Below are 26,356 nucleotides of genomic sequence, written 5' to 3'. Positions count from 1 at the left end.
TTCTTACTTTGGTTCGTGGCTTTCGCCACTGCCGCCAATAAGCCATCCGCACTCTGCGCCGAATCCAATGATCTAGGTCGACGCACAGTTGATAACAGTTGGCGATACCAAAATAATTAATCCAACCACGTATAAATTGGCTGGTTTTGAAGAGCTGATATTTCATCGACACTCCCCAGTTGCGGTTCGTTAACAGACGAATCCGCTGCTTGAATTTCAGCAGTGTTTTCGAGTGCCATTGAATACGGCCAGCCTTGAAGGTAAACCCCAAGAACTTGCTCTCACTGGTTTTAACGACGCGACTTTTATCGGTATTTACGACCAGCTTCAAACGGTTTTGCAGGTACTGGCTGATACTGTGCAGCACTCGTTCACCGGCTCGCTGACTTTTTACTATTATCGTAAAGTCATCAGCGTAGCGGGCGAACTTGTGGCCACGTTTCTCAAGTTCTTTGTCCAAAGGGTCGAGCATGATGTTCGCCAGCAGTGGCGATAATGGCCCCCCCTGCGGCACACCTTCTCGGCTCTCACCATAGAACTGGTTGTCGACAAACCCAGCTCGCAGGTACAACTTAATCAATCTCAGTAGACGTTTGTCCTTCACCTTGTCACCAAGGCGCGTCATCAGTAAATCATGATTGACTCGGTCAAAGAATTTAGACAGATCGACATCCACCGCAAAGCGGCGACCTTCCTTGATGATGTCGCGAACCTGCTTTACCGCCTGCTGCCCATTTCGATATGGCCGGAATCCGAAGCTATTGCTTGAGAAACTGGGATCGAAGATGGGCGTAAGGACTTGGGCAATGGCTTGCTGGATCACACGGTCACAAACGGTTGGAATTCCCAGTTGGCGAGTACCGCCATCGGGTTTATCAATTTCAACACGCCGAACTGGTGATGGTTTGTACCGACCTGTTGCCAGCTCGGTAGTCACCCTAGGCCAGTGGCCAGCTCGTGCCCATACGGGAAATTCGTCGATGGTAATGCCATCAACGCCCGCAGCCCCTTTATTAGCTTGAACGCGCTTCCATGCCGCAGAGAGATTTTCCCGCTGTAGCACACGCTCAAATAGATCGTTACCAAAGGCTGGCTTCAGATCACTACGCTGAGTCACGTCATCGCCAGACGGCGTTCGTGCGTTCAAGTGTGACAAGGCTCCTCCTTTATTCTCAATGTTCAGGCCTTCACCTTGTCCCACCCATTACGATGGGCATTTGGCTACTATGCCTTCTGCTGACTTCTGCTTAATCACCGCCAGAGTTGCCCCTGCCAGCGCTATCGGTTTGTATCTCGTTCGCTCTCCATTGGCGATACACTCAGTGGAGCCAAGGCACTTATTAACCAGAGCCTTACTGGTAGTTTACCGATCGCTTGTTAAGCAGATCTCCCCAGATAAGAGCATGAACTGTCCCCGCGCAACTGCATCCTTTACGGTGGCCGTTAGATCACATGGCTTCGTCGTCTTGTGCCAACTCGCCTCCAGCCTACGCCTCATATGATGTTCTTGTTCATCAGTTCGCGGTTTTGCGTCCGGCTTCCTTCAGACCAGACCTCGCGGTCAAGCCCTTGCCATTCGCTAGTAGTTAACATCTGATAACGATCATAAATCGCTAAGGATGGTGACCTTCCTACAGAGGACTTTCACCTCATTAGTTCATGCCCATGCTGGGCGTACACAAGTCGTTGGAGGTGACCGTTTTTCCGTTACGCCTGCGGCTTCACTCCAAAACGGCACCTCAACTCAGGCGTTACACGTTTTTAGGTTTCGTAAATCTGCTACTAAATTAGCGGCTGTGGAGTGTGTTAGGTGTCTAACCGTTGTGCCAGTAATAGAAAAAGTGCCAGCCTAGTAAGCTGCCACCGTTGGGTTTTCCCGCATAGGTAAATGGTGCCGTCGGCAGGTAACAACACCGAGGCATCTACCGCCGCAAAGCGGAATTAAACTACTGCCAGCCTTAGCATTTTAATCTGGTTTGCAGTGTAATTTGACGAAGGTAGTTCTAAATTCTACCTTCGTGTAACAAGCGCCAGCAATCCGACATTTATTCCGTGTCTTCGTTTGTGTACGCTGCGCTTATAACACAAACAAAGCCACTCCATAAATGCGGTTGTGGCGGGCGTTAGGCATACAGAATACGATAGAGGGAAGTATGAAAAAGTATGGTTGGGGAATTTCAGTTCTTTTCGCGTTATTTATGCTAGCAGCGTCCGTAGCACCCAAGTTATTGGGAGCCGAGGTAGCGCTTGACCCACTTATAGAAATTGGCTGGCCGACAAAATATGTATTTTTAATAGGCTTTATTGAGCTATTGTGCACTATATTGTTTTTGGTTCCGCGAACATCGTTGTTAGGCTGCATCTTAATGACAGGGCTATTTGGTGGGGCCATAGCCAGTCATTTACGTGCGGAGAGCCCGTTATTTTCCCATACATTGTTTAGTGTATATCTTGGTATATTTATGTGGCTGGCTCTGTGGTTAAGGGATGAAAGTGTCAGAAGGTTATTCCCTCTAAAAATAAAATAAATTTCAATAAGGTACGCAAATGTCTGGTCAAGAAAAAGTTAAAGGTCCTGCATCTTATTTTCCTTCCATTGAGAAGAAGTATGGTTTTCCAGTCGAGCATTGGCTAAATCTGCTTAAAAAGCAAAAACAACTAAAACACATGGAAATGGTAGCTTGGCTCAAGTCTGAACATAATCTAGGGCATGGTCATGCGAATGCACTTGTTGCCTACTTCCGTGATAAAGAAGGTGCATAAAATGCCTAACAAGCCAGCCAGAGGGACAGCCAAACCGCTGCGCGCTTTGTCTGCCCCTGCTGGCGACGTTGAGGCTGTGGAAAAATATACAACTCCCATCCGATTCGGGATTTCTGAGCGTCCGCTTTTTACCAGTACCAGTCAGCGGTTATGCCCTCCAATAACTTCTTTACCGTACGATGGCCAAAGCGGACATCTTATGGGTGAATTGACATTTGAAGGCCTGTCAATATCTTGCTATGAGAACGACAGGCCACTTTAAATTAACTCCCTCGTTTTTTCCTCATGATGCCTTCTTGGGTACTACTCGCTACTAAGCGGCCAGCGCGGTCGTATATTTTTCCGCGTACAAAACCGCGACCATTGGATGCGCTTGGGCTATCCATGTCGTAGAGCAGCCAGTCATTGAAGTCGAAGGGACGATGAAACCACATGCTGTGGTCAATGGTGGCCATGCGCATGTCTTCGGTTAAAAACGATACTTTGTGGGGTTGGCTGGCGGTCGCTAAAAAGAAAAAATCCGAGGCGTAGGCGAGCATGTAATTATGAATGCAGGGGTTGTTTGGCAAACTGCCAAATGGGCGCATCCATATCTGCTTGGTGGCTGGTCCTTTGTAGGGCTTTTTAAGGTCATAATAATTCACTGCGCGAAAATCAATGGCGCGCACCGCGTTAAATTTTGGCAGCCATTCTTCAGGCGCAAAGCGCAGATCCTCTTCGCGTAGTTCTAGTTCCTGAGGCAAATCATCTGGCGGCGGAACCACGGGCATTTCGCTTTGATGGTCAAAACTCTCAATATTGAGCTGGAATGAGCTCGTCATAAAGAAAATGGTTTGTCCGCGCTGCACTGCTTTTACGCGGCGGTTAGAAATCGTGCCCGCGTCTAGGTTGCTCTCAACCTCAAAAATAATCGGGTAGTCGGGGTTGCCGGGGCGCAAAAAATAGCAGTGAAATGAGTGGATGTGGCGCTCGGGATCAACCTGTTGCGCTGCAGCCGAGAGCGCTTGTGCAATAACTTGGCCGCCGTAAACTCGCCCCCAATCGGTCGCCTCTGATTGGCCGCGATAGATGTTCTCATCAATTTTTTCGAGGGTGAGGATGTCAATTAAACTCTTTAATCCGTCCGACATAGTGACTCCTGTTTAGCAATAGTCACGATTACTCCAGTGACTTAAGCGGGCTTAATACGGCTCTTACATTGTCAGGGATACTGACCGGCCGATTGGTTTTGCGATCAACGTATACATGCACAAAGCTGCCCACCGCTGATGCTGTTTGCTCATCATTGCGAAATAGCGCAGTTTGGTAGCGCACACTGCTGTTGCCAAGATGCTCCACCTTAATACCGACCGAGACTAAGTCAGGAAAGCTGACGGCGGAAAAGTAGCGGCACTGGGTTTCTATTACTAAACCGATGGCGGGGCTGTTGGCAATGTCGAGTACGCCACTGTTAATTAAATGCTGGTTTACAGCGGTGTCGAAGAAAGAATAATACACCACGTTGTTCACGTGTTGATACACGTCGTTGTCATGCCAGCGGGTTTGAATATTTGAAAAGTGCGTGAATTCTGCCCGAGTAGGAATCTGTGTGTTTTTGCTCACAGAGCCTCCTTATAGAGCGCGATGGCATCGCTTAGGTGAATTTCTCTTGGATTGTTAATGAGTAGGCGGGTCTGTTTCATGGCGTCTTCTGCAAGCAGTGGAATATCGCTTTCGCTAATCCCAACTTCCCGTAGTGACTGCGCTATGCCCAAGTCCTCAGGTAAATCTTTTAGATAATTCAGTAGCGATGCGGCGCGGCTTTGCGGTGTACCTACAACGGCGGGGAAAACCACATCGGCTAACTCCGCATAGAGATGTTCAGCATCGCGAAGATTAAAGCGCAGCACAGCATCGAGCATTAAGGAGTTTGATAGGCCGTGGGGTACGTGAAAGCGCGCTCCTACCGGATACGCCAAGGCGTGTACACCGCCAACAGGCGCGTTGGCAAAGGCCATGCCCGCTAGACAGGAACCGAGTAACATGTTCTCTCTAGCCTGAATGTTTTCGCCATGCTGACAGGCGGTGTGAATATTGGCGGATAATAGACGCAGGGCGTCCTTGGCGAGGCTGTCGGATATCGGATTTTTTAAACGCTTGCTAGTGAAGGCTTCTATCGCGTGCACCATCGCATCTATGCCAGTTGCTGCGGTGACATGGCTTGGCAGGCCCAAGGTTAGCTCCGCATCAAGCAAGGCTAGGTCGGGGAGTAGCAGCGGCGAGACTACGCCTTTCTTCTCGTTTTTGCCGGTGGTGACAATGGCAATAGCGGTTACTTCTGAACCGGTTCCCGCCGTAGTGGGAATAAGTACCAAGGGTAGGCGTTGTCCTGTTGCTGCGTTTACGCCGTAGACATCGCAGAGCGCTTGCTCGCTGTGACACAATAGAGCGATTAGCTTGGCGGCATCCATAGAGCTGCCGCCACCAAAACCAATAATGCAGTCGGCTTGTTGCTGTTGCGCGGCGTAAATACCCTGTTGGATTACCGCTTCCGGCGGGTCTGCGACAACCTCGGAAAAGACCGATACAGCAATGCCGAGTTCGGCAAAATTACGTAAGGTCGGCTCTAATAAACCCGTTTGAAGCACGCCCGCGTCAGTCACAATCATGACTGATTTGTAGTCCAAATCCCTAAGACGCTCAGCCAGTCGAGCAGCGGCTCCGCGTTCAACGGTAATGGATTTAGTGGTATGAAACTCAAAGGCTTTCATGCATTTATGCCCTAGTCTTGTTATTTTACGAGTCTAATCTTGCGCAATACCAAGCGCAGCAGGTGTCTGTGATGTTAGCATGCCTAACATTACAGTGGCGCGCTAGCTTGGGTCTAGGTTTGCCTAGCTGTAATGTTGATAAATAAGCCCATGGGCGCATTAAGCGTCTGTCATTTAGGCTTAGTCGGTGATGAAAACGAATAATGTTGCTAGAGAAGCCATTACATAAGCCTGTATCTGACGGCGCTGCTGAGAGAACGTCGGCTTCGGTAAATAGCTCGGCGATGAGTACGCTCTTACAGGCTGCAGAAACCTTAGGTGCCGATATCCCGCATTTGCTGCGTGATATTGGCCTTGAGCCCAGCGATCTTTTTGATGGCGATAGGCGCTATCCCGTCGCGATGTTGCTGGATTTGTATGAGCGTGTGGCGCAGTGCACTAATACACCGGACATTGGCCTTTATGTTGGTCGAATCGATTATATTGGCCGCCTAAATTTACAGCTTTATGCCTGCTCTGCCTGTCGTACCTTCCGTGAATACCTCAATGTGATGCCTAGTGTGCTTAAGATTGTGGGTGATATTGGCGAAGTAAAAGTGCGTCGGGAGGCGCAGTTTTTGTGTCTGGACTGGCAGCCCTTAGCACCGGAAACCACTGCGCAGCGCTATTTGTCGGACTCCTCCCTCGGTGTCGCCGCAGCCATAGTAAATTCAGTGTGTGTAAGGCCAATACCGGTACGGGCAGCCCATTTTAGCTATGCAAAGCCGCAGGATATACGTCTGTTAACGCAGCAGTTTGGCGAAAACCTATTATTCGATCAGCCAGTTAGTAGTCTGTATTTTGACCTCGCTTGCCTCGACTATTTGCTAATCGGTTTAGATGCTGATTGGGGGCAGGTTTTGGCACAGCCCATACGACATTTATTTGCAGAAGATAGTGACAGCAGTGAATTCATTATGGCCCTGCGCAAAGCACTGCTGCGTTTGCTACCCAGCGGAGAGATGGGGGTAGATAAGGTGGCCGCCGCCTTAAATATTTCTCGCCGTACCCTGCAGCGCCGCCTGTCTGAGCAGGGCACCCAATTCTTGCAGGTGCTTCAAGAGCTGCGGGCTGAGCTCGCCCAACAGTACTTGGGTGACGAGCGTTTGAGTATTACCGATATCGCATTTTTATTGGGATATATGGATCAGAGCTCCTTTTCCGCCGCATTTCGAAGCTGGTATGGCGTGTCGCCCAGAGATTTTCGCAAAAAGTAATTTCCTCCTTGGCACCAATTCCCGAATTGCTGGCACCAATGCCCAAGCCATAATTATCTGTAGCTTTAGACTAAGCTGATAGCAATGACTTGAATGTAGGTGTTGGCCATGTCTCTTAATTTCGATAGCGCGCGTTTGTTCAACCCCCACTTGCTGCCTGAGCATGAGGAATGGCGTACGCAACTTCGCAAATGGTTAGAAAAAGAAGTTGTGCCATTTCTGGATGAATGGGAGGAAGCCGGCAAGATTCCCGACGAATTGTGGGCAAAGGCCGCTGAACTTGGTGTGATGCAAATGGGTTATCCAGAAGCCTATGGTGGTATCTCAGAGGGCATTGATCAGTGGCATATCAATATCACCAATGAGGAGTTCACCCGCGCTGGTTCGGCGGGGGGCTTAATGAGTAATTTATTGATTCACGGCATTGGTTTGCCGCCAGTCATCAATTACGGCAGTGAGGCGGTAAAGCAAATGGTAGCACCGCCGGTTTTGGCAGGCGAGAAGCGCATCTCGCTGGGTATAACCGAGCCCTCCGGCGGTTCTGATGTGGCAAATATTACGACCACCGCAGTGCGTGACGGCGACCACTATATTGTGAATGGGAGCAAAACCTTTATTTCTGGGGTGATGAACGCCGATTGGGTGTCTACCGCCGTGCGTACCGGCGGAGAAGGTGGCCGTGGGGTGTCTATGTTGTTGATCCCGACTGATTTGCCAGGCGTTGCCAGAACACCGCTAGACCGCAAGCAGGGGTGGTGGTGCGCGAATACCGGCACTATCTATTTCGACAATGTGCGGGTGCCAGCGGAAAACTTGCTAGGTGAAGAAGGACTGGGTTTTTTGGTGATTATGACCAATTTTAACCCCGAACGCCTAAGCTTGGCGGTGACTATGGAGGCCGCCGCCCGCGCCTGTTTAGAAGACGCTGTTGAGTGGGCGCAGCAGCGTAAAACTTTTGGTAAACGTCTGGCAGATCATCAAGTCATTCGCCATAAAATTGCCACCATGAAACAGAAAATAAATGCGACCCAAACCTATCTGCAATATTTAACTCAGGCCTATATTGACGGTCGTTGCGATCCCGGCGATTTAGCAATGGCAAAAGTGCAGGCCAGTGAAACCATGGAATATTGCGCCCGCGAAGCCAGCCAGATTTTGGGTGGCGCGAGTTATCTGCGGGGTAACCGAGTAGAGCGCTTTTATCGAGAGGTGCGGGTTAATGCCATTGGTGGTGGTTCAGAAGAAATCATGCGGGATCTTGCCGCTCGCCAATATCAGCTGTAATAGGATTTAATATGACTTCGCCTAAACTTTGGCATTGCTATACCGCGCGTTCCCTCCGTGCTCTGTGGGCACTTGAAGAAATGGGCGTAGATTACGAACTTGAAGTGCTGGCATTTCCGCCAAGAATGTTTCAGCGTGAATTTTTAGACGTAAATCCGCTTGGCACCGTGCCGTACTTTGTTGATGGCGACACCAACATGACAGAATCTTCGGCCATTGGTTTGTATTTGGTTGAACGCTACCAGCGTTATGATTTTGGTTTAAAGGCAGATCACCCAGAGTATGGCGACTATCTGAATTGGCTATTCCACAGCGATGCCACGCTGACGTTTCCACAAACACTGGTGTTGCGCTATTCCCAATTAGAGCCAATGGAACGTCGACAGCCACAGGTTGTTGAAGACTATTACAAATGGTTTTTGGCCCGTCTAAAACGTTTGAGTACGCACATAGCAGATCGAGAGTTCTTATGTGATGACCGCTTTACGGTTGCAGATATTGCCATTGCCTACGCCCTGTATCTAGGTGATGGCTTAGGTCTGTCTCAGTTTTATGAGCCGCAGGTGCTGGATTACTTTAAGCGTATGACGGCGCGGGCTGCTTTTCAAAAAGTAGAGCCAATAGGTAAAGAAAATTCCTTGTTTTCGCCAACACCTTATCCTTTCGAAAATATTCCAGACCTTTTCGCTTAAGGTTTTACATAATAAATACACTTTACGGAGTAAGACATGATTCTGACTGAAGAGCACGAAGCAATAAGACAAACGACGGCGAAATTCATTGATGCGGAAATTAATCCACATGCAGACAAGTGGGAGGCAGATGGTATTTTTCCTGCCCATGAGTTGTTTAAAAAAATGGGTGACCTCGGCCTGCTCGGCATATGTAAGCCGCTTGAATACGGCGGCATGGGTTTAGATTATAGCTACCAGATTGTGTTTTCTGAAGAGTTGGGTCGCATCGCAACAGGCGGTGTTTCGATGGGGATTGGCGTACAAACAGATATGGCCACGCCTGCCTTGGCGCGTTTTGGTAGCGACGAATTGCGCAAAGAGTTTTTGGTCCCCGCGATTGCCGGTGAGGCGGTATTTTCTATTGCTGTGAGTGAGCCGCATGCGGGTTCGGATGTGGCGGCGATCAAAACTACGGCGAAAAAAGATGGCGATGACTATGTGATCAATGGCTCCAAGATGTGGATCACCAACTCGACTCAAGCCGATTATTTATGCTTGCTGGCGAATACCAGCGACGACAAACCGCATTTGAATAAATCATTGATCGTTGTGCCGACCAATACCCCGGGCATTTCGTTTTCTGAGAAATTAGATAAATTAGGTATGCGTTCGTCAGACACCGCGCAGGTATTTTTCGACAATGTTCGCGTACCTCAGCGCAATCTTATCGGCGAAGAAGGCCACGGTTTTATATACCAAATGCTGCAGTTTCAGGAAGAGCGCTTATTCGCGGCGGCGGGTAGCTTAAAGGCAATGGAAGATTGTATTAACAAGACCATTGATTACACCCGCGAACGCAAAATATTCGGACAATCGGTATTAGACAATCAAGTCGTGCATTTTCGTTTAGCAGAATTGCAAACCGAAGTAGAGGCGCTGCGTGCACTGACCTTCGACGCGGTAGAGGGGTATATCAAGGGGGTGGATGTCACCCGCAAGGCCTCGATGGCGAAATTAAAAGCGGGGCGCTTGCTCCGCGAAGTTACCGACGGCTGCATGCAATATTGGGGCGGTATGGGTTATATGTGGGACAATCCTATCGCAAGGGCCTACCGAGATACTCGCATTACGTCTATTGGCGGTGGTGCCGATGAAGTGATGCTCAGTATTATTTGTAAAACCATGGGCACCTTGCCGAGCCGAAAAAAATAATTTTTACGACGCGTTTACGGCCTTGTAAGCCCAATGACCGGAATGGTGAAGCATGTATAAAGACAAAGTGATTTGGATTACCGGCGCCAGCTCTGGAATTGGTTTGGAGCTGACTAAACAGCTAGCTGATTTGGGAGCGTGTATTGTGCTGTCGGCAAGGCGGCGGGATGTGTTGGAAGAGATCGTTAGCCAATTGCCCGGCGGTGCATCTCGGCATTGGGTGGCACCTTTGGACCTGGCTGCTGTTGATGAACTCATCCCTGCTGCAGAGGCATACCTAAAAGAAATCGGCCCCGTAGACGTACTGATTAATAACGGCGGGATTTCTCAGCGCTCTTTGTTTCTCGACACCGATTTTGATGTATATCGCCGTTTAATGGATGTTAATTATTTGGCTACGGTAGCGCTAAGCAAAGCAGTACTGCCGGCCATGGTGGCTCGTCGTTCTGGTCTTATTGTCAGCATTAGTAGTGTGGCGGGCAAGATCGGTTCAAAATTGCGCACCGGCTACTCTGGCTCAAAATACGCAGTGGTTGGGTTTATGGATTGTTTGCGGGCTGAGTTGGCGGAACACAATGTTGCTTGCTTAACAGTGTGTCCAGGTTCGATTCAAACCAATATCGCCATCAATGCCTTAAATGCTGAGGGAGAGGCACAGCAAAAGAATGATGATTCCATTATTAACGGTATGCCGGTAGAGCAGTGCGTGGAACAGATCATCAAGGCCATGAGCAAGGGCAAGGACGAAGTCGTGATTGGGCGTGGAATAAGCGGTATGGCACCGACGTTAAAGCGTTTTTTTCCGCGTTTATATACCAAGTTGGCGGCGAAGATGGAGTATCGCTAGTTGCCGGCTTACATCTAATAACTGCTAGCAGCCTTATTTATAGCAACTAAATAAGGCGCTTTTCCTTTAAAGTTTACCCACCTTTTTTGCATTGCGAAGTATGTCAGGATTTAATTGGTGCTTTTTGATCAGCTTGTGAAAGTCTGAGCGGTTTCTGCCTGCTTGACGCGCTGCATCCGTGACATTGCCCTGGGTTTGCAGCAAGATTTGCTCTAAATATTCGCGCTCAAATTTTTTGCGCGCCTCTGCAAGTGGTGGAATCTCCTGTGTTGTTATAGTCGATTGGGGAAGGGCTGCAATCACTTGGGCCTCACCAATAATCGCTGCCGGTGCTAGCGCGGCAAGCTGCTCTACGATATTGCTGAGCTGGCGTATATTGCCAGGCCAGTCATATGACATGAGTGCATGTAGTGCCGCAGGTGAAAACTTTTTGGCTGTGCCGCTGGTACGCTGGGCAATGCTTTCTAAGAAATGTTTGGCTAACAGCGGGATGTCGGCACGACGCTCACGCAATGCCGGTAGGCTCAATGAGGCAACATTGAGCCGGTAGTATAAATCTTCGCGAAAACGCCCTTCGCTAATGGCGTCTTCTAAGTGCTGGTGGGTGGCAGAAAGCACTCGAACATCGATATTAATATCTTCGTTACTTCCCACTGGTCGTATTTTTTGCTCCTGCAAAACTCTGAGCAATTTTACTTGTAGAGGCGCAGGCATATCACCGATTTCATCAAGAAAAACCGTGCCACCGTCAGCGCTGGCAAATAGGCCTTTGTTATCGCGATTCGCCCCAGTAAATGCGCCTTTCACATGACCAAATAATTCAGATTCTAATAACTCGGCTGGAATAGCGCTGCAATTAATGGCGATATAGGGCTGGTCGGCGCGGGCGCTTAAACTTTGTAATGCACTTGCCAATAGCTCTTTGCCGGTGCCGCTTTCGCCGCGGATCATGATGTTGATATCGCTTTTAGCGAGTAGCTTGGTTTGCTCTAGTAGCTGTTGCATATTCGCACTGCAGGTAATGATGTTATCGCTACTGGATTGATCTGCGGGGCTATGAGAATTTAGATTGAGCGCTTGTTGGATGCTGCTAAGTAATTCGTCTTTATCCACCGGCTTGGTTAAAAAGCTGAATACACCTTTCTGGGTGGCGCTGACGGCTTCTTTTATAGAACCGTGTGCGGTAAGGACAATAACGGGGATGCTTGGGTAACGGTGCTGAATTTTCTCAAACAGCTCGATGCCATCCATACCATCCATACGTAAATCAGAAATAACAATATTCGCGCTCTCGGTTTGTAATTTAGCCATCGCGGTTTCGCCACCGTCTGCGCATATTACCTCGAAATTTAATGCCTCCAAACGCATTGAAAGGAGTTGCAATACGCCTGGGTCGTCGTCTACCAGTAATACTCTGATTCGCTTGTCGGTATTCATTGTTGAGCTCCGGATTGCGTTCTGGCATCGCCGTTAATTTGTGTTTCAATATCACTGATGCCGTCAATAGTTTCGCGAAGCTTTGAGCGGATATTGTCTCGCTCCTGCTGGCTATGGAGTATGTCTCGATTGCCGGCGTCAATTAACATGAGTAAGGATCGCTCTGCTTCACTTAGTAATGCGCTATCAACCGATTTTATTAGGGTTTGACTTTGCTCTGCATATTGCGCTGGCGCGCAACTAGTCAACATTAAACGCTGCAAAATACTGGCGTTACCGTGTTGCTCGCGTAATACGGCATCGATTTGTAGTCGCTCTGCCTCTGGTAACAGACACCAGGCTTGACGTTTTGTTAGCAAGGCAATAACCGGATCTGAGCTTGGACTTACTAACTCATCGCTATTCGATTCGCGGTTGGCGCTGAGTGGCAGTGACTGCCCAGCAGTTGGCAATGCTGTATTGTCTGAGGCTACGCTGACTGCCGAACAGGCGCTCAACGCGGGAATAATCATTAGTAGAAATGCTAGTTTCATATTGCTCATCATTGTTTGGGAAAGCACAGAGTGAATTCAGTGCCTTCATTTGGTTTAGAATTGAGGTTTAGGGTCGCCTTAGCCTGTTCGGCGCAGGCTTTAACGATTGCGAGCCCTATGCCGCTTCCTTTTAATGAACCGTGACGTTTATTTTTTCCTTGATAGAAGGGGCGGAAGATGGCTTCTTGTTCCTCTGGCGCGATACCTGGACCGTCATCGCTAACCTGAAGCCACCAGTGGCTGTAGTGATTAGGGTTGGCTTTGTCATCAGGCTTAATTAACTTTCCGTTCTTGTCGATATTGCAATCGCCCCAGTGCACTCGCACGCTCCCACCTTCGCGACTGAAGTGGATGGCGTTTGACAGGAGATTACTTAATATCATTTCGACAAGCTGGCTATTTCCTATCACGGTATCGCCTTTGTCTTTGTAGTTTATTTGAATGGCTGCTTCTGGTAGAAAACTTCGGTAACGGCTTATTAATTTCTGACACAAAAAATTTAGATCAATCTGGTCGTTATGCGCGTCGACGCCCTGCGAAATAGCATTAAAATTGAGCAATTGTTGAATTAGTTCTTGCAGATTTTCTGCCTGCGTTCGCAGAATATCGAGGACCGCCATTTGCTGATCATTAATGCTGCCGGGGATTTGATCGGCGAGGAGCGCTTGCGCGTCCATGATGGCTGCTAAGGGGCTTTTTAGCTCGTGGGTGATGTGCTGGGTGAATTGGGATTTCTGTTGCTCGGTTGTGAGTAGTTGGTGACGCATCCACTCTAGTCTGTGTCCGAGTTCAATTAAATCAGACGGCCCCTCAATACTTATTTCTTTGTCCCAGCGCCGTTCACCAAGATGGTGGATGGCGAGGGAAAGCTTACGTATTGACCTGCTAACAATAAGTGAGCTAGCGCCTAATAGTAATAAGCTCGCCGGTAAGGCGAGTAGGCCGGTAATAAGCACTCGCCACAAAACATTATTTAACTCCTGTTCTGCGTGTTCCAGTGAGGTTTGAATTGAATCCGTTAATTTGGTGTTAAGACTATTATTGGTTTTCTTTAGCTTTGTATAAAGTAACTCTAAGTCCTGCGACTGATTGGCTGTGTTGTTGCGCGAACTAGTATTGATGTCCTCGCTGATTGAGCCAATGGCGTTGATCAGTTCGTCATTTGCAAGCGCGGGCAATTGCGCTTTTATTTTGTTAAAGCTTTCTAAAAGCTGGTGTTGCTTTATTTGTAAAATTTCTAGCAGGCTAGGATCTTTTAATAGCTGGTACTGGCGAGCTGCACGTTCAATCTCTTTGCTTAATTCTTGACTTGAAACGCTTAGATGAGAAATTTGCGCCTGATCCATCACCAAGCGCTGCTGAGCGCGGGCCTGCGAACTCATCTCCCACACGGCATATGTTATCGCGATGATCAGCGGCAGCATGGAGAGCAGGGTTGTGCCTATCCATTGCTGAGTTAGGCTTAATTTCTTACTGCTAATAATAGGGTTCACCGTATATTTTCATTGCCAAATTCCCTGTGTTGCCAAATTACAACTAGCTAAGTTGTTGAAATAATTATTTAAAATATTAATTTTTATGACACTGTTGCCAAATGCCAACGGTTTGACCTCGGCAATAGTCAATTAGTTCTGTCCAATAATCTAAGTTCATGTATTTAAAGGAAAAATATTTTTGGCACGGCAGTTGCTGATACCTAGCTGACACGACGTCAAAGAGCTTGTGCGAAGGACGTGCAATTTGCGGTGTCAATTTTGCATTTATTAAATCAACAATTATTTCAATTCTGATTTTAGAGTTGGCAATAATTAAGGAGAACACGATGAAAAAGATAGCAGCAGTTTTCGCAGGCGTAGCTTTGAGTTCATTTTGTGTTGCGGCACCGTTGTCTGGTGCGGTTCAGGATACTGGCGTGGGTTCCTCGCAGGGCGGCGTAAACACCAATGTCCAACAAGATACTCAACAGGGAAGCGGTATGGGTAGCACAGGCTTAGGTAGCCAGACTCAGGGCAGCATGCAAGGCTCAAATGATGCCAGCACCGCAATATTTACGGCATTAGACCAAAATGGCGACGGTGCCTTAGATGAAAAGGAAGCTAAGTCAGAGAAGGCACTTAGCCAATATTTTTCAACTATAGATGCTAACTCGGATGGTGCGGTTAGCCGTGACGAATACATGGTTCGTCATCAATCAATTCAAAATCATGAAGAAGAAGCTGAATAATTTTTCGGTATAGCGGGTCTATAGGCCCGCGTATCTTTGAATTCAGCAAGTTCATTATTCATAGAGGAAAATATTATGCGAAGCATTAACTCAACAGGTTTGGCTCTGGCCGCTGTGATGTTTGGTACAGCAACAGGCGCGTCAACAGTATTTGCGAATCCGACTGCGGGGCCACACGCATATATTGGTGCTAACTACGGTGGTTATAAGGATCGCGGCGGCGACTTCGATGAAGACGACGATTTTAAAGAAGCGATTCTCGGTGCGCAGCTTAATCAATTTCTGGGCTTTGAAGCGAGTTATATTGACTTTGGCTCCTTCGGCGGTGATGTCGGCAAGGCAGAGGTAGATGGTTATGGTCTTGCGGTTATTGGTCGCCTTCCGCTAACGGAGCAGTTAGGGATTTACGCAAAAGCTGGTCAGTTATTTTGGGACGCCGACGTGAATGTGGCCGGCCTGAAGCGAAGTTATGACGGCGACGAACCGTTTGTTGGTGTCGGTGCTGATATAAAGGTAAGTGAGCATTTTGTTGTTGCGCTGGAATACGATCGCTATCAAGTAGATCTAGACGATTCCAATCTGCCTGCACCTGCTACAAAGTGGGAAGGCGATATGGATACAGTAAAATTGGGTGCTAGATTTGTATTTTAGCGGATGAGCCTGACTTATTAAGTTAGCGACTTAATAAGTCAGATTTTTCGTGTTTATCTTTTGAATTAAGGTTTGTTGCTAAAGTGATTAGCTACAAGCGGTAGTTTCCCTCAGCCAGTCGCGACATTCCCCTCATATTCGCGGCTGGCCTTTTTTAATAGGCCAATCTCAGGCTCCGAACACATCCCGCCTATGTCATGACGCAGCGATAAGCCGTGCTCATTGCTCTATTTTCAAATGCCCCCATTAGCTGCGTTTTGCAGTTTTGATTTTATCCGCTACTCGATTGTAAGTACTTGTTTTACTTGTCTCTTATTAAATTCTGTCAGTGTGTTGACCCGAATTGCCATTGTCTTGAATAGGGCTGGCAGTCCATTGTGCCTGCCGTGGTCAACGTGCTGACCCGCTGAATTCATCCCTAGTTTGGCAGGATATATCATGGCAGAAGCATTTATTTACGATGCGATTCGTACTCCGCGTGGCAAAGGTAAGCGCGGCGGTTCGCTTTATGAAGTTAAGCCAATTGATTTGGTGACTAATCTTTTAGAAGCGCTAAAAGACCGCAATGATTTAGACACGACTAAAGTAGAAGATTTAATTTTGGCCTGCGGCGAACCGGTGAAGGAGCAGGGGCAAAATATCGCCAAGGCGGCGCTGGTGTATTCGAGCTGGGATGACGTGACGACAGGGGCACAATTACACCGCTTTTGTGCTGGCGGCTTAGACGCAGTGAATATGGCAGCAGCAAAGGTTGCCGCGGGTTACGAGGATTTGGTTGCCGCCGGTGGGGTGGAATCCATGTCGCGTTTGGGTATTGGTGCCAGCGGTGGTGCAACCGGCGACCCTTGGGTGGCAATGAAAAGTTATTTCATTTCCCAGGGCTTGGGCGCGGATATGATCGCGACAATGGATGGCTTTAGTCGGGAAGATGTTGACCGCTATGCGGTGATGTCTCAGCAGCGCGCAGCGCAGGCACGGGATAAGGGCTATTTTAAATCAATCGTGCCGGTAAGGGACTTTAACGGCGTAACTATTCTTGATCACGATGAGTTTATTCGTGGTGATACCTCCTTAGACGGCTTGGCGAAACTCAAGCCGGCCTTTCAAATGTTTAACGATTTCGGTCACGGCGGCGTGGCTAAATTGAAATACCCCGAGTTAGAGAATATCCACTGCGTGCATACGCCCGGTAATTCCTCCGGCATCGTCGATGGCGCTGGTTTGGTACTTGTTGGTAGTGAACGCGCCGGCAAGGAGCAAAACCTGACGCCACGGGCGCGTATTTTAAGTTGTGCACTTGTTGGCACTGAACCAACCATAATGTTGACCGGACCGGCACCCGCTACTGAAAAAGCGCTGAAGAAGGCGGGTTTAAGCGTTGATGAAATTGATTTGTTTGAGCTAAACGAAGCCTTTGCCTCTGTTGTGCTGCGCTATCAGCGTACGCTGAATATTCCGGATGAAAAAATAAATGTAAACGGCGGCGCAATTGCGATGGGGCACCCCATTGGCGCTACCGGCGCGATGATTCTTGGCACCTTGTTGGATGAACTAGAGCGCCGAAATTTAAAGCGTGGTGTGGTCACACTGTGCGCAGGTGGCGGTATTGGTATTGCGACGGTAATTGAACGCGTTTAATTGCGGCTTTTTAAAAATATGGTGAGCTGACATTGGGCTCACGTAAATTTGCGAAAGAAATAACGGTGGAAAGTAGCTTTCTTAAAAGTTAACACCGGCATAGCAGAGAGAAAATATCATGGCATATATTCGCTTGGAAAAAGATAGCGACGGCATTGTAGAACTCATTTTCGACCAACCGGGTAAAGCAGTAAATACCATGGGGCGTGAGTACGACGAAGCCATGCGCGCAGCGCTTGTGGATTTGCAGGCGATGGTTGCAGAGGGTGGCGTATGCGGAGTGTATGTGCGCAGTGGCAAAGCTCAGCAGTTTTTTGCTGGCGGCGATATTAATGAAATGCTGGATATGGATTTAAACCCCAGCGCTGAAGAAAAAACGAAAATGTACGAGGGGGTGATGGCGACAAAAGCACCGCTTCGTCAGCTTGAAACCCTCGGCGTGCCGGTGGCGGTGGGACTGAACGGCCCCGCGCTCGGCGGCGGCTTTGAAATTGCCTTAGCCTGCCATTACCGCGTAGCGATAAAAGGCGTTCAAGTTGGTTTGCCAGAGGCCATGATAGGCCTTATGCCCGGCGCCGGTGGTGTGGTGAGAATGACGTATTTGCTGGGCATGCAGGAGGCGATTGGGCTTATAAGCCAAGGACGTCGTTTAAAGGCAGATCAGGCATTAGAAAAAGGCTTGCTGCATGAGTTGGCCGATGATGAAGCCGATATGCACGCTAGGGCAAAGGCGTGGATAAAAGCGAATGGCGGTGCCAAGCAACCTTGGGATCAAGAGGGCTACGCGATTCCAGCTGGTGGCCCAGACGAGGCAGCGAATCAAGGCCTCACGTTTTTTGGGCCAGCGAATGTGATGGTGCAAACCAAAAATCTTATGCCGGCGCAAAATACCATCTTTGCCTGTGTTGTCGATTGCGCACGGGTGGATTTTGACACCGCTCAAAAAATAGAAGGGCGTTATTTTTTAAGTTTGCTATTAGATCAAACCGCCAGAAATATGATGACGGCGTTTTTTGTGCAGATGGAGGCCTTGAACAAGGGCGCGAGTCGTCCCGATGTCAGCGAGCGTTTTAAATGTAAAAAGCTCGGCATTTTAGGAGCTGGGCAAATGGGCGCGGGTATCGCGACGGTTGCTGCGCAGAAGGGTATGCAAGTTGTACTTAAAGATATTAGCCAAGAAAACGCGGATCGCGGCCGGGCGTATGCAGAAGCCTTTTTCAATAAAGGTTTGGCAAAAGGAAAAATAACGGAAGAGGTAAAAAATGCCTGTATGGACTTGATTCATGCGACGGCCGACTATAGCGATTTAGCAGATTGCGATATGGTGATCGAGGCTGTATTTGAAGATCGCAAGATTAAGGCGGCGGTCACCGCTGAGTGCGAAGCGATAATTCCTAGCGACAGCGTATTTGCCTCGAATACCTCGGCGCTGCCAATTTCTGAATTGGCGCAGGCCAGTGTGCGGGCGCAAAACTTTATTGGTATGCATTTCTTTTCACCCGCCGAAAAAATGCCCTTGGTTGAGATTATTCGAGGCGAGCAAACCTCCGACGAAACCCTGGCAAAAGCCTTCGATTTAGCTCAGCAATTGGGTAAAACGCCGATTGTAGTAAATGACGCGCCAGGCTTTTTTACTACCCGTGTGATTAGCAAAACAGTAAGCCAAGGCGCGATTATGCTGGAGGAGGGGGTGAATCCTGTTTTGATTGAATCCGCAGCCCGTGACAATGGTTCTCCAGTTGGACCGCTTGCCGCCATCGATGAAATTAGCCAAGAGACAGCTTACAAAAATGGTCAGCAGGCCAAGGCCGATACCTTGGCTCAAGGCAAAGAGTGGCAGGATAATGCTGCCTCTCGAATTTTAGACCGTATGGTGAACGAGTTTGGGCGCCGAGGTAAGGTGCATGGTGGCGGCTATTATGAATACCCAGAGGGCGGAAAAAAGCATATTTGGTCAGGTTTGAAAGCTGCCTTCGCACCGCAGGGGTATACCGATATTACCTATCAGGATATAAAAGACCGACTGACTTTTTGTCAGTGTCTTGAGGCGGTGCGGGCCATGGAGGAGGGTGTTGTCAATGTGGTGGGCGACGGCAATATCGGTTCGATTATGGGGATTGGCTTTCCTGCGCAAACCGGCGGCGTATTTCAGGCCATAAATGCCTATGGTTTAAACGCCTTTGTTACCCGTGCACGAGAGTTAGAGGCGCGATACGGCAGTGATTTTGCCGTACCGTCGCTGCTGCTGGAGCGGGCCGAGAGCGGCGAGCAATTTCGCTAGGGGCGCGCTAGCGCAATTCAATTTAAGGCCGGCCTGAAGCGCTGGCCTTTTTTATGGATGCTCCCCTAAGTTGTTGCTGGAATTAACATTATTGATCGCTCCTGCTTGTAAAATCTTCTTCGCTTGGTTACTTTGTTAGCTCATCATATATACCCATGGCGGAGTACAAGTGCAGTATTTTCCGTGTTATCAGCCGATTATCGACATCAATAAAATGTCGATTGCGGGTTACGAGGCGCTAGCGAGAACACGAGCTAAGAACGGCCGTGTAGTTTCTATTGGTGCCATGTTCAGCGATCCTAATTTTAAACGTCGAGATTTACTTGCCATTGATCGCAGTGTGCGAGAGCAGGCTTTGGCCTATTTTGCTCAGCAACAGCACGATGTTTTTCTATCATTGAATTTATCGCCAGAATGGATGGATCACGTTGCTGATCACAGTCCTGTTCCCACCATCGTTATGGCCGAGAAGTGTGGTGTAGACCCTCGCCGCGTGGTAATTGAGTTCGTTGAGGGCGCGGGTGAAAACAGCAATATGCAAAAGTTGTTGCTGCGTTATCGCAAGGCGGGAATGCGAATTGCTATTGACGATTTTGGTGCTGGGCATTCCCATTTAGATCGCCTAATAGCACTAGAACCGGACATTATTAAGCTCGATATGGGGCTGTTTAAAAATGCGATGTCAGGTGGTGTGTCAGAGGAAGTTGTACAAAGTATAGCGAATTTGGCGCGCCGTACTGGCAGTAAATTGCTCTGCGAAGGGGTGGAAACAGAGCAGGAGTTTTACTTTGCACTAGAGTGCGGTGCGCGTTATGTGCAGGGCTATTTTTTCTGGCCAGCGCTGCCTGAATTTATCGATCCAAATTCGCCTAAGGAATTGGTGAGTCGATTGCTCGACAGTTTCGTGGCCAGAAATATTAGTCGAGAAAAGCAGCTAATGCTTTATATGGACAAAATGGAAAAGTATTTTTCCGATGTTCAAGCTGCGATCAAAGACAATAGCTTAGATTTTACCAATTTACCGGCGGCACCGGCTGGCTTTATAAGGGTGTTTATTTGTCGAGAAAATGGTGAACAAATTTCACCAAACTACGAGCTGCTTCATGGGGACACTGGCTGTAGTTGGTTTGTCGATAATGACAACTGTGGCTCCAACTGGTCAATGCGCCCGTATTTTTATCAGACCTTGGCCGCGAAGCAGTTGCGTAAAATAAAGCATATCGCCTCCCAGCCCTATCGCGATGTTCGTGGCGGCGGTTTATGTCAAACCATAGGGCAGTTGCTGCCAGACGGTAGAATATTATTCGCAGATATCGCCTGTTTTGGTGAAGATGATAAGGACCGTTATGGCAACAATTTTTACCTACGGTAGTTTGATGTGCGAAGACATTATGGCTGCAGTAACGGGGCAGAATTTAGTCTTTGACGAAGCTCACCTGCTTGATTATGAGCGCTATGCTGTTCGCGATGAGGAATATCCCGCTATCATCCCTAAGACCGCTTCCACTGTGCAGGGGCGCGTTTATTACGGGGTGAATGAAGAGGGGCTAGCGCGTTTAGATAGCTTTGAAGGTGATTACTACCAGCGAATTATGCTAAGTGTAAATGTGTCAGGTAGAGCGCTTGACGCGCAGAGCTATGTATTTAGAGATGAATACAGGGGCTTGCTTGCCGATTGGGGCTGGGATTTTGAGCACTTTTTACAGCAAGGCAAGCACAAATTTACCTCGCAGTATTTAGGCTACCAGCGCTTAGTTTGAATCCTGTGGGCCGAAATTTATAAATTCTTCCGTAATAATATGTCTTGGTGATGCGCCGAGCATAAAGCATTTTTTTCGGATTCTTCGTACAAAATCTTGCCCACCGCATAGGTATACACGCTGACCGCGCAAGTTTGGAAACTGCGAGCTGATAATAGACTCGGGATTATCAGCTTGCTCGGTTTGAAACGAACACTGCGGCGCGCTATTTTTTAAGATCTCTAATTGCGCCATGGCATAATGTTTTGCTGTGCGATCGAGGGCTATAAGATGAATATTTGCATCGTGTTCATAATCGATCGCCTCCCGCGCAATCCCAATAAGCGGTGCGATACCCGTTCCCGAACCGATTAATAGCAGTGGCTGTGAGGCATGCTCTTGCTCATATACAAAGTTGCCCAAAGGGCCTTGCAATTCTAAGACATCACCGACTTTTGTATTTGCAAATAATTGCTGACTCATTATTCCGCGAGGGTGTACGCGAATATGAAGCTCAATATACGGTTCTAGGTGAGCGGCGCTGACGATGGAATAGCAGCGCGCCACATCCTTCATCCAAAGTGTGATGTATTGGCCAGCGCGCCAGCGTAAGCGGCAGCTCAGGCGCAGGCGCAAGGTGTGGTCGTCGAGTGGTGTTTTGTCGACGACAGTTGCAGGTATTTTTTGGGCGCTTGTGTTTACCGTGTTGACGTCCATGTCCTGTGTTGGACGGCATTGGCAGGCCAAGAAGTAGCCTTGATGAATTTGGCCCTCGCCCAAGCCTTGTTGGCAGTCATCTGGAATTTGGCTGGGTGACGCTTGCAGTGTGCAGGCTTGGCAGGCGCCCGCACGGCAGCCATAGGGTATGGCGATTTGATGGCGCAGCAAGATGTCTAGTACTGACTCATTGTCTGCGCCGTTGTAGCTATTTTCTTTAAAACGAATCGTTGCCATGTGGAATTAATTGCTATGCGTAGGTAAGACATTGCGCTGCTTAAATTCTGGCTAGCAGCACCAAGACTTCATAGTGGGCGGTATTGGGAAACATATCAAATAATTGAACCTTTTGTAGGCTGTATTGGGGCAGGTGTTCTAGGTCTTTAGCCAAAGTCTGCGCATTGCAGCTAGAGTACAAAATATAGGGTGGATTGATAGTGCATAAATCATTGCAAAGCTGTTGCCCTAAACCCCGTCGTGGTGGATTGGCGATGATCACATCCGGCACGGCTATCGCACCGTCAGTATTTGCTTTGTTGTCGGTGAAATTCCCAGAGTCCAAGGCTCTAAAACTCACCTGCAATTGAACGCCGAGTTCTTCTGCGCTGCGCTTTGCACAGGCGATGGCTTCCTCTTCTATCTCGATACCTACGAGTGTCCTCTCTGGGGTTAAGCAATGCAGGCCAAAGCCGCCGGAGCCGCAGAATAGATCCCATATTTCCTTGATGTGGAGATCCTTCAGCCACTGAGCTGCCGTGGCGTAAAGGCTTTCAGCCATGGTTGAGTTGGTTTGGAAAAAGCCCTTTGGTCGTTGGTATAGAGGGATATCGTTAAGGGTCTGGCACAGCCACGGATTCCCCAGCAAAATCTGTTCTTCCGGCCCTTCAATAATAGCGGCGTGTAGCGGCTGGATGTTGACCGATACCGTCTGGATTTGTGGCTGCGACGCTAGGAAATTAGGCAGGGCGTCGCGAATTGCGCTTATTGCCGCGCTGCTGCGCAGCACGAATCTGAGCATGAATATTCCCTGCTCATTTCTGTTTAACAAGCAATATTTGAGTTCACCGCGCCGGCCTTTGACGTCGTAGGGTGGAATCGCAAGGGTGCTTAGCCAATTTTCTACGGCCTGTAGTACTTCCTGCATATCTGTTGGGTACAGAGGGCAGGCACAAAGACTAATGGGCTGCGCTTTTGGGCCTAAAATGCCTAATAATGTTTGCGCAGTCGTACCGAGGGCGACCATTTTGGCCTTGTTGCGAAAACCTGACTGAGCGGATGCGAGGCTAGGTAAAAACGGTGGTGCCGAAAATGGCTGCAGAAAATGGGCTAGCTCGGCTTCTTTTTGCGCAAGCTGCTGAGTATAAGGCCTGTCTAGCCATTGGCAGGAGCGGCATTGGCGAGATTCAAAGTATGGACAGTGCACGGCATTGATCACGGCAAAATTAAACCGACGTTATAAGCTGACGCTGTAAACGCTGCAAGAAAATTTAATACTTTTGTGCTAAAAACACTCGCTTGGGATGGATTCGATGACTCGGGAGGCGAGCATGGAAGATAGTCATTTTGAGGATGCAATTGTTCATTCGTGGCATAAGAATGTGAATGCATGGACAAGTGCTGTGCGTGGTGCCGAGATTCGTAGTCGCGTAACGGTGACCAACGCAGCCATTGTGAACGCGGTGGTGGCAAAGGCGCCGAAACGGGTTTTAGATTTGGGCTGCGGTGAGGGCTGGCTGGTTCGCGCGCTCACAGATTTGGGCTTGTCGGCGGTAGGTGTCGATGTTGTGCCAGCGCTGATTGAAAAGGCCGCCGCAAGTGGGGGAGATTTTAGGGTGATGTCATACCAAGCATTTGCAGGCGGTGCGTGGTCGCAAACCCTCGATTGTGTGGTGTGCAATTTCTCACTCTTGGGCAAGGATATTGTGGCTGATGTTTTAGCTGCTTTACCTTCGATTTTAAGTCCGCAAGGGCATTGCATAATTCAAACACTGCACCCCGCATATAGTGATGAAACCTACTGTGACGGATGGCGGGAGGGCAGTTGGGCGGGTTTTAGTGATGAATTTACCGAGCCCGCCCCGTGGTATTTCCGTACCTTGTCGTCGTGGATTGCCATGTTTTCTGACTGTGGCTTGCAGCTAAAGGAAATGCTTGAGCCCCTCAATACCGAGACGGGCAAGCCTGCTTCGGTGATTTTTGTGCTTGCCCCAGCAACTTATGCCTAAAGGGCTCATGGGGGGCTTGGCGGTAGGTGGGCTTTAGCTATGACACATAATCGCCTACACTTCGTGACTTTCTTAATTAACTTGTCAAAGCATGGTGTGCGGGAGCCAAGAGCGATGAACAATACCCATAGTAAAGTTGTAGGTTATATCTTATGGATATTTGGCTTCATGGGAGCCCACCGGTTTTATTATGGCCGACCGATTAGCGCGACAATCTACTTTTTTACCCTAGGCTTGTTTTTAATTGGTTGGATTGTGGATTTATTTTTAATTCCGAGTATGGACCGCGAGGCAGATTCAACGTTTAGCTCTGGTAGCAGTAGCTACACCGCGGCCTGGGTGTTGCTCACGTTTTTGGGTATTTTCGGCCTACATCGTTTTTATCTTGGTAAGTGGCTGACAGGGATTTTGTACCTGCTAACAGGTGGACTCTTTTTGCTGGGTGTCATTTACGATTACTGGACCTTGAATCAGCAAATTAGTGAAAAAAATGCATCCTTGTTCTCGTGATTCTTAATATGCTGACCATTGTCTGCCATCGACGGTGACGTAGTTTTTTCCTTCTAGGCGTATTACTGTGCTGCCTTCATTTTGCGACACAATGGGAGTGCTAGGCAGTCCTTCGCTAAGTGACTGGGGCGAGAATGAGCCTTGTGAAAAGACATTTTGCTGCATTGTTTTCGCGATTAATGCAGATAGCGATAAAAACGAGCTGTCGGCGGTGACTCTCGCGATTGGGCCAACACGCTGTAATTGAGGTCCAATAAACTTAGCGGCAACTGGGATATGGGTAATGCTGGGCGACGGTATTTCACGAATTCCCGAAAGCTGCATTTTGTCACCGCGCAATGCGGCGCCATGTTCAGGAATCAAAATCAGTAGCGTATTTCGCTTGCTTTGTTCCAATTGGGTGATGAAGCTTTGCAAATCGTTGAAGAGAATGCTCAGGCGCTGTTTGTAACCCTCAATACCAGACTTTGCTTGTCCACCAATAACGCGGTTGCCGTCATGTAGCGACACTGTGTTGAAGAGCATCACTTGTTTTGCGGCATTAGATGTATTTCTTTGTTGTAGCCAGTGATCCAGTACCGCTTTGTCGCACAGTACAGGACTGCCATCAAAAGCCTTTTGGCAAACAGGGATATTTGCTTGAGACTCCAGTGGGGAGTCAATGCCGCCATAGACATTAAGCTGCTTTAGGAAGCCGTCAAAGCGGCCGTCGTGATTCATGGTAAGCGCTTGGCCGTAGCCGAGATCGCCTAGCTGTTGAAAAATCAGGCAGTGATCAACACCTTCGCGGCTTGACAGCTTGTCGTGGGGTGCCTGCCCGCAACTGGCGCGCAGCAGTCTTGTAACTGCGGGGCCGCTGTAGGAAGTGGCGGAATTAAAGTTTTCAAAGACAATATCGAAGCGCTTGAGCAGTGGATGTTCGCTCATGCCGGCCAGCATTATGTCATCCCATGCTAAGGAGCAAACGCTTAGAAAAACAATGTCGAAGGGGGGCGTAGCTGGGCTGCTCTCAGCAAATTCGATCTTTCTGCTTTGTTCGTTTTGAAAGAATTGTTGCAGATAGCTGTTTAGAGATTGATTTGAGCCGAGCTGCGGTTTTGTATTGTTGGCCACTTGCTTAGTTGGGATGGTTTTTTGGGGTGGAGTGAGCGTGGCGATTATGCCACTTTGGACAAAGGCTACGCCCAATAAGCCCGCAAAAACAATAATGCTAAGTTCGACATAGCGAGAAATATAATAGCTCGCCGCACAGAGTAGGGCGACGAAAAGTAGGATCTTCAACGTGAGATAGCGGAGTAATACTTCCAGTGTATACCACCACTCGTACTCGGCTAGGTTGGTGAGTGTCGTTGCCGCTGCGCTTAACGGAATTTGCGCGTCATGATATAGCAGGAAGATAGCTGCTGCGGCGGCAACAAATTGGCGGAGAAGGCGACCGGTTCGTCCCTTAATTTGAAGCAATAAAAATAATGCGAGCGCTAGATTGCCAAGAATGTGGAATTGAATTTTTCCCAGGAAAAAAAGTGCAACCTTAATTAAAAAGTAATGGCTCCAGTTTCCCAGCTCATTCAGTTTGCCAAAATTCATAGTGCTTCGAAATGTCCATTTTCATTGC

25 protein-coding genes are annotated in these 26,356 nt (G+C 48.6%); 15 read left to right on the top strand and 10 right to left on the bottom strand.

What is annotated here, in order from left to right:
- A partial coding sequence (gene ltrA / locus C0068_RS12670; RefSeq protein WP_233208750.1) for a group II intron reverse transcriptase/maturase occupies positions 1-1,147 on the bottom strand: 1,147 nt, incomplete at its 3' end.
- Between the two features lie 1,006 nt (positions 1,148-2,153).
- Between ltrA and C0068_RS12665 the strand changes: the two genes are divergently transcribed.
- Entirely contained in the window at positions 2,154-2,528 is a 375-nt protein-coding gene (locus C0068_RS12665; protein WP_103684847.1) for a DoxX family protein, read from the top strand.
- Between the two features lie 19 nt (positions 2,529-2,547).
- Entirely contained in the window at positions 2,548-2,763 is a 216-nt protein-coding gene (locus C0068_RS12660; protein WP_103684840.1) for a DUF4287 domain-containing protein, read from the top strand.
- Positions 2,764-3,026: 263 nt separating this feature from the next.
- Here the strand turns inward: C0068_RS12660 and C0068_RS12650 are convergent, their stop codons facing one another.
- The 3 genes from C0068_RS12650 to C0068_RS12640 are packed head-to-tail and all read right to left on the bottom strand — an operon-like array spanning position 3,027 to position 5,513.
- On the bottom strand, positions 3,027-3,893 hold the full coding sequence (locus tag C0068_RS12650; RefSeq protein WP_103684838.1) for an acyl-CoA thioesterase: 867 nt from the start codon (positions 3,891-3,893) through the stop codon (positions 3,027-3,029).
- A 28-nt stretch (positions 3,894-3,921) separates the two neighbouring features.
- Complete coding sequence (locus C0068_RS12645; protein WP_146047896.1) at positions 3,922-4,365, bottom strand: acyl-CoA thioesterase; 444 nt, start codon at positions 4,363-4,365, stop codon at positions 3,922-3,924.
- Positions 4,362-5,513 carry an iron-containing alcohol dehydrogenase gene (locus C0068_RS12640; RefSeq protein ID WP_103684837.1) on the bottom strand — a complete coding sequence of 384 codons (1,152 nt, stop codon included), beginning with the start codon at positions 5,511-5,513 and terminating at the stop codon, positions 4,362-4,364. The genes C0068_RS12645 and C0068_RS12640 overlap by 4 nt, the downstream gene beginning before the upstream one ends.
- A 203-nt stretch (positions 5,514-5,716) precedes the next feature.
- Between C0068_RS12640 and C0068_RS12635 the strand changes: the two genes are divergently transcribed.
- The 5 genes from C0068_RS12635 to C0068_RS12615 all read left to right on the top strand — a co-directional run bounded on the left by C0068_RS12635 (position 5,717) and on the right by C0068_RS12615 (position 10,786).
- Positions 5,717-6,769 (top strand): AraC family transcriptional regulator, encoded by a 1,053-nt coding sequence (locus C0068_RS12635; RefSeq protein WP_103684836.1) that lies wholly within the window; start codon positions 5,717-5,719, stop codon positions 6,767-6,769.
- Between the two features lie 108 nt (positions 6,770-6,877).
- Positions 6,878-8,053 (top strand): acyl-CoA dehydrogenase family protein, encoded by a 1,176-nt coding sequence (locus C0068_RS12630; protein ID WP_103684835.1) that lies wholly within the window; start codon positions 6,878-6,880, stop codon positions 8,051-8,053.
- A gap of 11 nt (positions 8,054-8,064) precedes the next feature.
- Positions 8,065-8,745 (top strand): glutathione S-transferase family protein, encoded by a 681-nt coding sequence (locus C0068_RS12625; RefSeq protein WP_103684834.1) that lies wholly within the window; start codon positions 8,065-8,067, stop codon positions 8,743-8,745.
- Positions 8,746-8,781: 36 nt separating this feature from the next.
- The gene (locus C0068_RS12620) at positions 8,782-9,939 is read left to right on the top strand and encodes an acyl-CoA dehydrogenase family protein (RefSeq protein WP_103684833.1); all 1,158 of its coding nucleotides are present in this window, start codon (positions 8,782-8,784) and stop codon (positions 9,937-9,939) included.
- 52 nt (positions 9,940-9,991) lie between these two features.
- Entirely contained in the window at positions 9,992-10,786 is a 795-nt protein-coding gene (locus C0068_RS12615) for an SDR family oxidoreductase (protein ID WP_103684832.1), read from the top strand.
- 66 nt (positions 10,787-10,852) lie between these two features.
- Here the strand turns inward: C0068_RS12615 and C0068_RS12610 are convergent, their stop codons facing one another.
- The 3 genes from C0068_RS12610 to C0068_RS12600 are packed head-to-tail and all read right to left on the bottom strand — an operon-like array spanning position 10,853 to position 14,249.
- On the bottom strand, positions 10,853-12,223 hold the full coding sequence (locus tag C0068_RS12610) for a sigma-54-dependent transcriptional regulator (protein WP_103684831.1): 1,371 nt from the start codon (positions 12,221-12,223) through the stop codon (positions 10,853-10,855).
- Positions 12,220-12,756, bottom strand: coding sequence for a hypothetical protein (locus C0068_RS12605; protein ID WP_146047895.1), 537 nt, complete (start codon positions 12,754-12,756; stop codon positions 12,220-12,222). Before C0068_RS12605 ends, C0068_RS12610 begins: the two co-directional genes overlap by 4 nt.
- 8 nt (positions 12,757-12,764) lie before the next feature.
- Complete coding sequence (locus tag C0068_RS12600) at positions 12,765-14,249, bottom strand: sensor histidine kinase (RefSeq protein ID WP_146047894.1); 1,485 nt, start codon at positions 14,247-14,249, stop codon at positions 12,765-12,767.
- 329 nt (positions 14,250-14,578) lie between these two features.
- On the opposite strand from C0068_RS12600, the gene C0068_RS12590 reads away from it, so the two are divergent.
- From C0068_RS12590 to C0068_RS12565, 6 genes are all read left to right on the top strand, one after another.
- Complete coding sequence (locus C0068_RS12590; protein WP_103684827.1) at positions 14,579-14,980, top strand: EF-hand domain-containing protein; 402 nt, start codon at positions 14,579-14,581, stop codon at positions 14,978-14,980.
- A 75-nt stretch (positions 14,981-15,055) separates the two neighbouring features.
- A complete protein-coding gene (locus C0068_RS12585; RefSeq protein ID WP_103684826.1) occupies positions 15,056-15,631 on the top strand; it encodes an outer membrane beta-barrel protein in 576 nt (191 codons plus the stop codon).
- Positions 15,632-16,069: 438 nt separating this feature from the next.
- Positions 16,070-17,269, top strand: coding sequence for an acetyl-CoA C-acetyltransferase (locus tag C0068_RS12580; protein WP_103684825.1), 1,200 nt, complete (start codon positions 16,070-16,072; stop codon positions 17,267-17,269).
- A gap of 118 nt (positions 17,270-17,387) precedes the next feature.
- Positions 17,388-19,550, top strand: coding sequence for a 3-hydroxyacyl-CoA dehydrogenase NAD-binding domain-containing protein (locus C0068_RS12575; RefSeq protein WP_103684824.1), 2,163 nt, complete (start codon positions 17,388-17,390; stop codon positions 19,548-19,550).
- A 169-nt stretch (positions 19,551-19,719) separates the two neighbouring features.
- On the top strand, positions 19,720-20,922 hold the full coding sequence (locus C0068_RS12570) for an EAL domain-containing protein (protein WP_103684823.1): 1,203 nt from the start codon (positions 19,720-19,722) through the stop codon (positions 20,920-20,922).
- Positions 20,897-21,310: a gamma-glutamylcyclotransferase family protein gene (locus C0068_RS12565; RefSeq protein ID WP_158249994.1), complete on the top strand. Its 414-nt coding sequence runs from the start codon at positions 20,897-20,899 to the stop codon at positions 21,308-21,310. Before C0068_RS12570 ends, C0068_RS12565 begins: the two co-directional genes overlap by 26 nt.
- On the opposite strand, the gene C0068_RS12560 is transcribed toward C0068_RS12565, so the two are convergent.
- Together C0068_RS12560 and rlmC are read right to left on the bottom strand one after the other, a co-directional pair.
- Positions 21,302-22,243 carry a 2Fe-2S iron-sulfur cluster binding domain-containing protein gene (locus tag C0068_RS12560; RefSeq protein ID WP_103684821.1) on the bottom strand — a complete coding sequence of 314 codons (942 nt, stop codon included), beginning with the start codon at positions 22,241-22,243 and terminating at the stop codon, positions 21,302-21,304. The genes C0068_RS12565 and C0068_RS12560 overlap by 9 nt on opposite strands.
- A gap of 40 nt (positions 22,244-22,283) precedes the next feature.
- Entirely contained in the window at positions 22,284-23,441 is a 1,158-nt protein-coding gene (rlmC, locus tag C0068_RS12555; protein WP_233208809.1) for a 23S rRNA (uracil(747)-C(5))-methyltransferase RlmC, read from the bottom strand.
- Positions 23,442-23,553: 112 nt separating this feature from the next.
- Here rlmC and C0068_RS12550 point away from each other — a divergent pair, with 112 nt between their 5' ends.
- Together C0068_RS12550 and C0068_RS12545 are read left to right on the top strand one after the other, a co-directional pair.
- Entirely contained in the window at positions 23,554-24,231 is a 678-nt protein-coding gene (locus C0068_RS12550; RefSeq protein ID WP_103684820.1) for a class I SAM-dependent methyltransferase, read from the top strand.
- Between the two features lie 114 nt (positions 24,232-24,345).
- On the top strand, positions 24,346-24,741 hold the full coding sequence (locus C0068_RS12545) for a TM2 domain-containing protein (protein ID WP_103684819.1): 396 nt from the start codon (positions 24,346-24,348) through the stop codon (positions 24,739-24,741).
- Between the two features lie 3 nt (positions 24,742-24,744).
- On the opposite strand, the gene bcsG is transcribed toward C0068_RS12545, so the two are convergent.
- Positions 24,745-26,328, bottom strand: a complete 1,584-nt coding sequence (gene bcsG / locus C0068_RS12540; protein WP_103684818.1) for a cellulose biosynthesis protein BcsG — start codon at positions 26,326-26,328, stop codon at positions 24,745-24,747.
- Between the last annotated feature and the right edge of the window lie 28 nt (positions 26,329-26,356).

It is taken from the genome of Zhongshania marina (assembly GCF_002915595.1).
GTDB lineage: Bacteria > Pseudomonadota > Gammaproteobacteria > Pseudomonadales > Spongiibacteraceae > Spongiibacter > Spongiibacter marinus_B.
This window is presented reverse-complemented; position numbering and strand designations above follow the sequence as displayed.

Coding starts and splice junctions, on each gene's coding strand:
- C0068_RS12635 (WP_103684836.1), top strand. CDS start 5,717: ATGTTGCTAGAGAAGCCATTACATAAGCCTGTATCTGACGGCGCTGCT.
- C0068_RS12605 (WP_146047895.1), bottom strand. CDS start 12,756: ATGAAACTAGCATTTCTACTAATGATTATTCCCGCGTTGAGCGCCTGT.
- C0068_RS12545 (WP_103684819.1), top strand. CDS start 24,346: ATGAACAATACCCATAGTAAAGTTGTAGGTTATATCTTATGGATATTT.
- C0068_RS12630 (WP_103684835.1), top strand. CDS start 6,878: ATGTCTCTTAATTTCGATAGCGCGCGTTTGTTCAACCCCCACTTGCTG.
- C0068_RS12640 (WP_103684837.1), bottom strand. CDS start 5,513: ATGAAAGCCTTTGAGTTTCATACCACTAAATCCATTACCGTTGAACGC.
- C0068_RS12550 (WP_103684820.1), top strand. CDS start 23,554: ATGGAAGATAGTCATTTTGAGGATGCAATTGTTCATTCGTGGCATAAG.
- C0068_RS12575 (WP_103684824.1), top strand. CDS start 17,388: ATGGCATATATTCGCTTGGAAAAAGATAGCGACGGCATTGTAGAACTC.
- C0068_RS12650 (WP_103684838.1), bottom strand. CDS start 3,893: ATGTCGGACGGATTAAAGAGTTTAATTGACATCCTCACCCTCGAAAAA.
- C0068_RS12610 (WP_103684831.1), bottom strand. CDS start 12,223: ATGAATACCGACAAGCGAATCAGAGTATTACTGGTAGACGACGACCCA.
- C0068_RS12625 (WP_103684834.1), top strand. CDS start 8,065: ATGACTTCGCCTAAACTTTGGCATTGCTATACCGCGCGTTCCCTCCGT.
- C0068_RS12580 (WP_103684825.1), top strand. CDS start 16,070: ATGGCAGAAGCATTTATTTACGATGCGATTCGTACTCCGCGTGGCAAA.
- C0068_RS12665 (WP_103684847.1), top strand. CDS start 2,154: ATGAAAAAGTATGGTTGGGGAATTTCAGTTCTTTTCGCGTTATTTATG.
- C0068_RS12565 (WP_158249994.1), top strand. CDS start 20,897: ATGGCAACAATTTTTACCTACGGTAGTTTGATGTGCGAAGACATTATG.
- C0068_RS12660 (WP_103684840.1), top strand. CDS start 2,548: ATGTCTGGTCAAGAAAAAGTTAAAGGTCCTGCATCTTATTTTCCTTCC.
- bcsG (WP_103684818.1), bottom strand. CDS start 26,328: ATGAATTTTGGCAAACTGAATGAGCTGGGAAACTGGAGCCATTACTTT.
- C0068_RS12560 (WP_103684821.1), bottom strand. CDS start 22,243: ATGGCAACGATTCGTTTTAAAGAAAATAGCTACAACGGCGCAGACAAT.
- C0068_RS12590 (WP_103684827.1), top strand. CDS start 14,579: ATGAAAAAGATAGCAGCAGTTTTCGCAGGCGTAGCTTTGAGTTCATTT.
- C0068_RS12620 (WP_103684833.1), top strand. CDS start 8,782: ATGATTCTGACTGAAGAGCACGAAGCAATAAGACAAACGACGGCGAAA.
- C0068_RS12585 (WP_103684826.1), top strand. CDS start 15,056: ATGCGAAGCATTAACTCAACAGGTTTGGCTCTGGCCGCTGTGATGTTT.
- C0068_RS12615 (WP_103684832.1), top strand. CDS start 9,992: ATGTATAAAGACAAAGTGATTTGGATTACCGGCGCCAGCTCTGGAATT.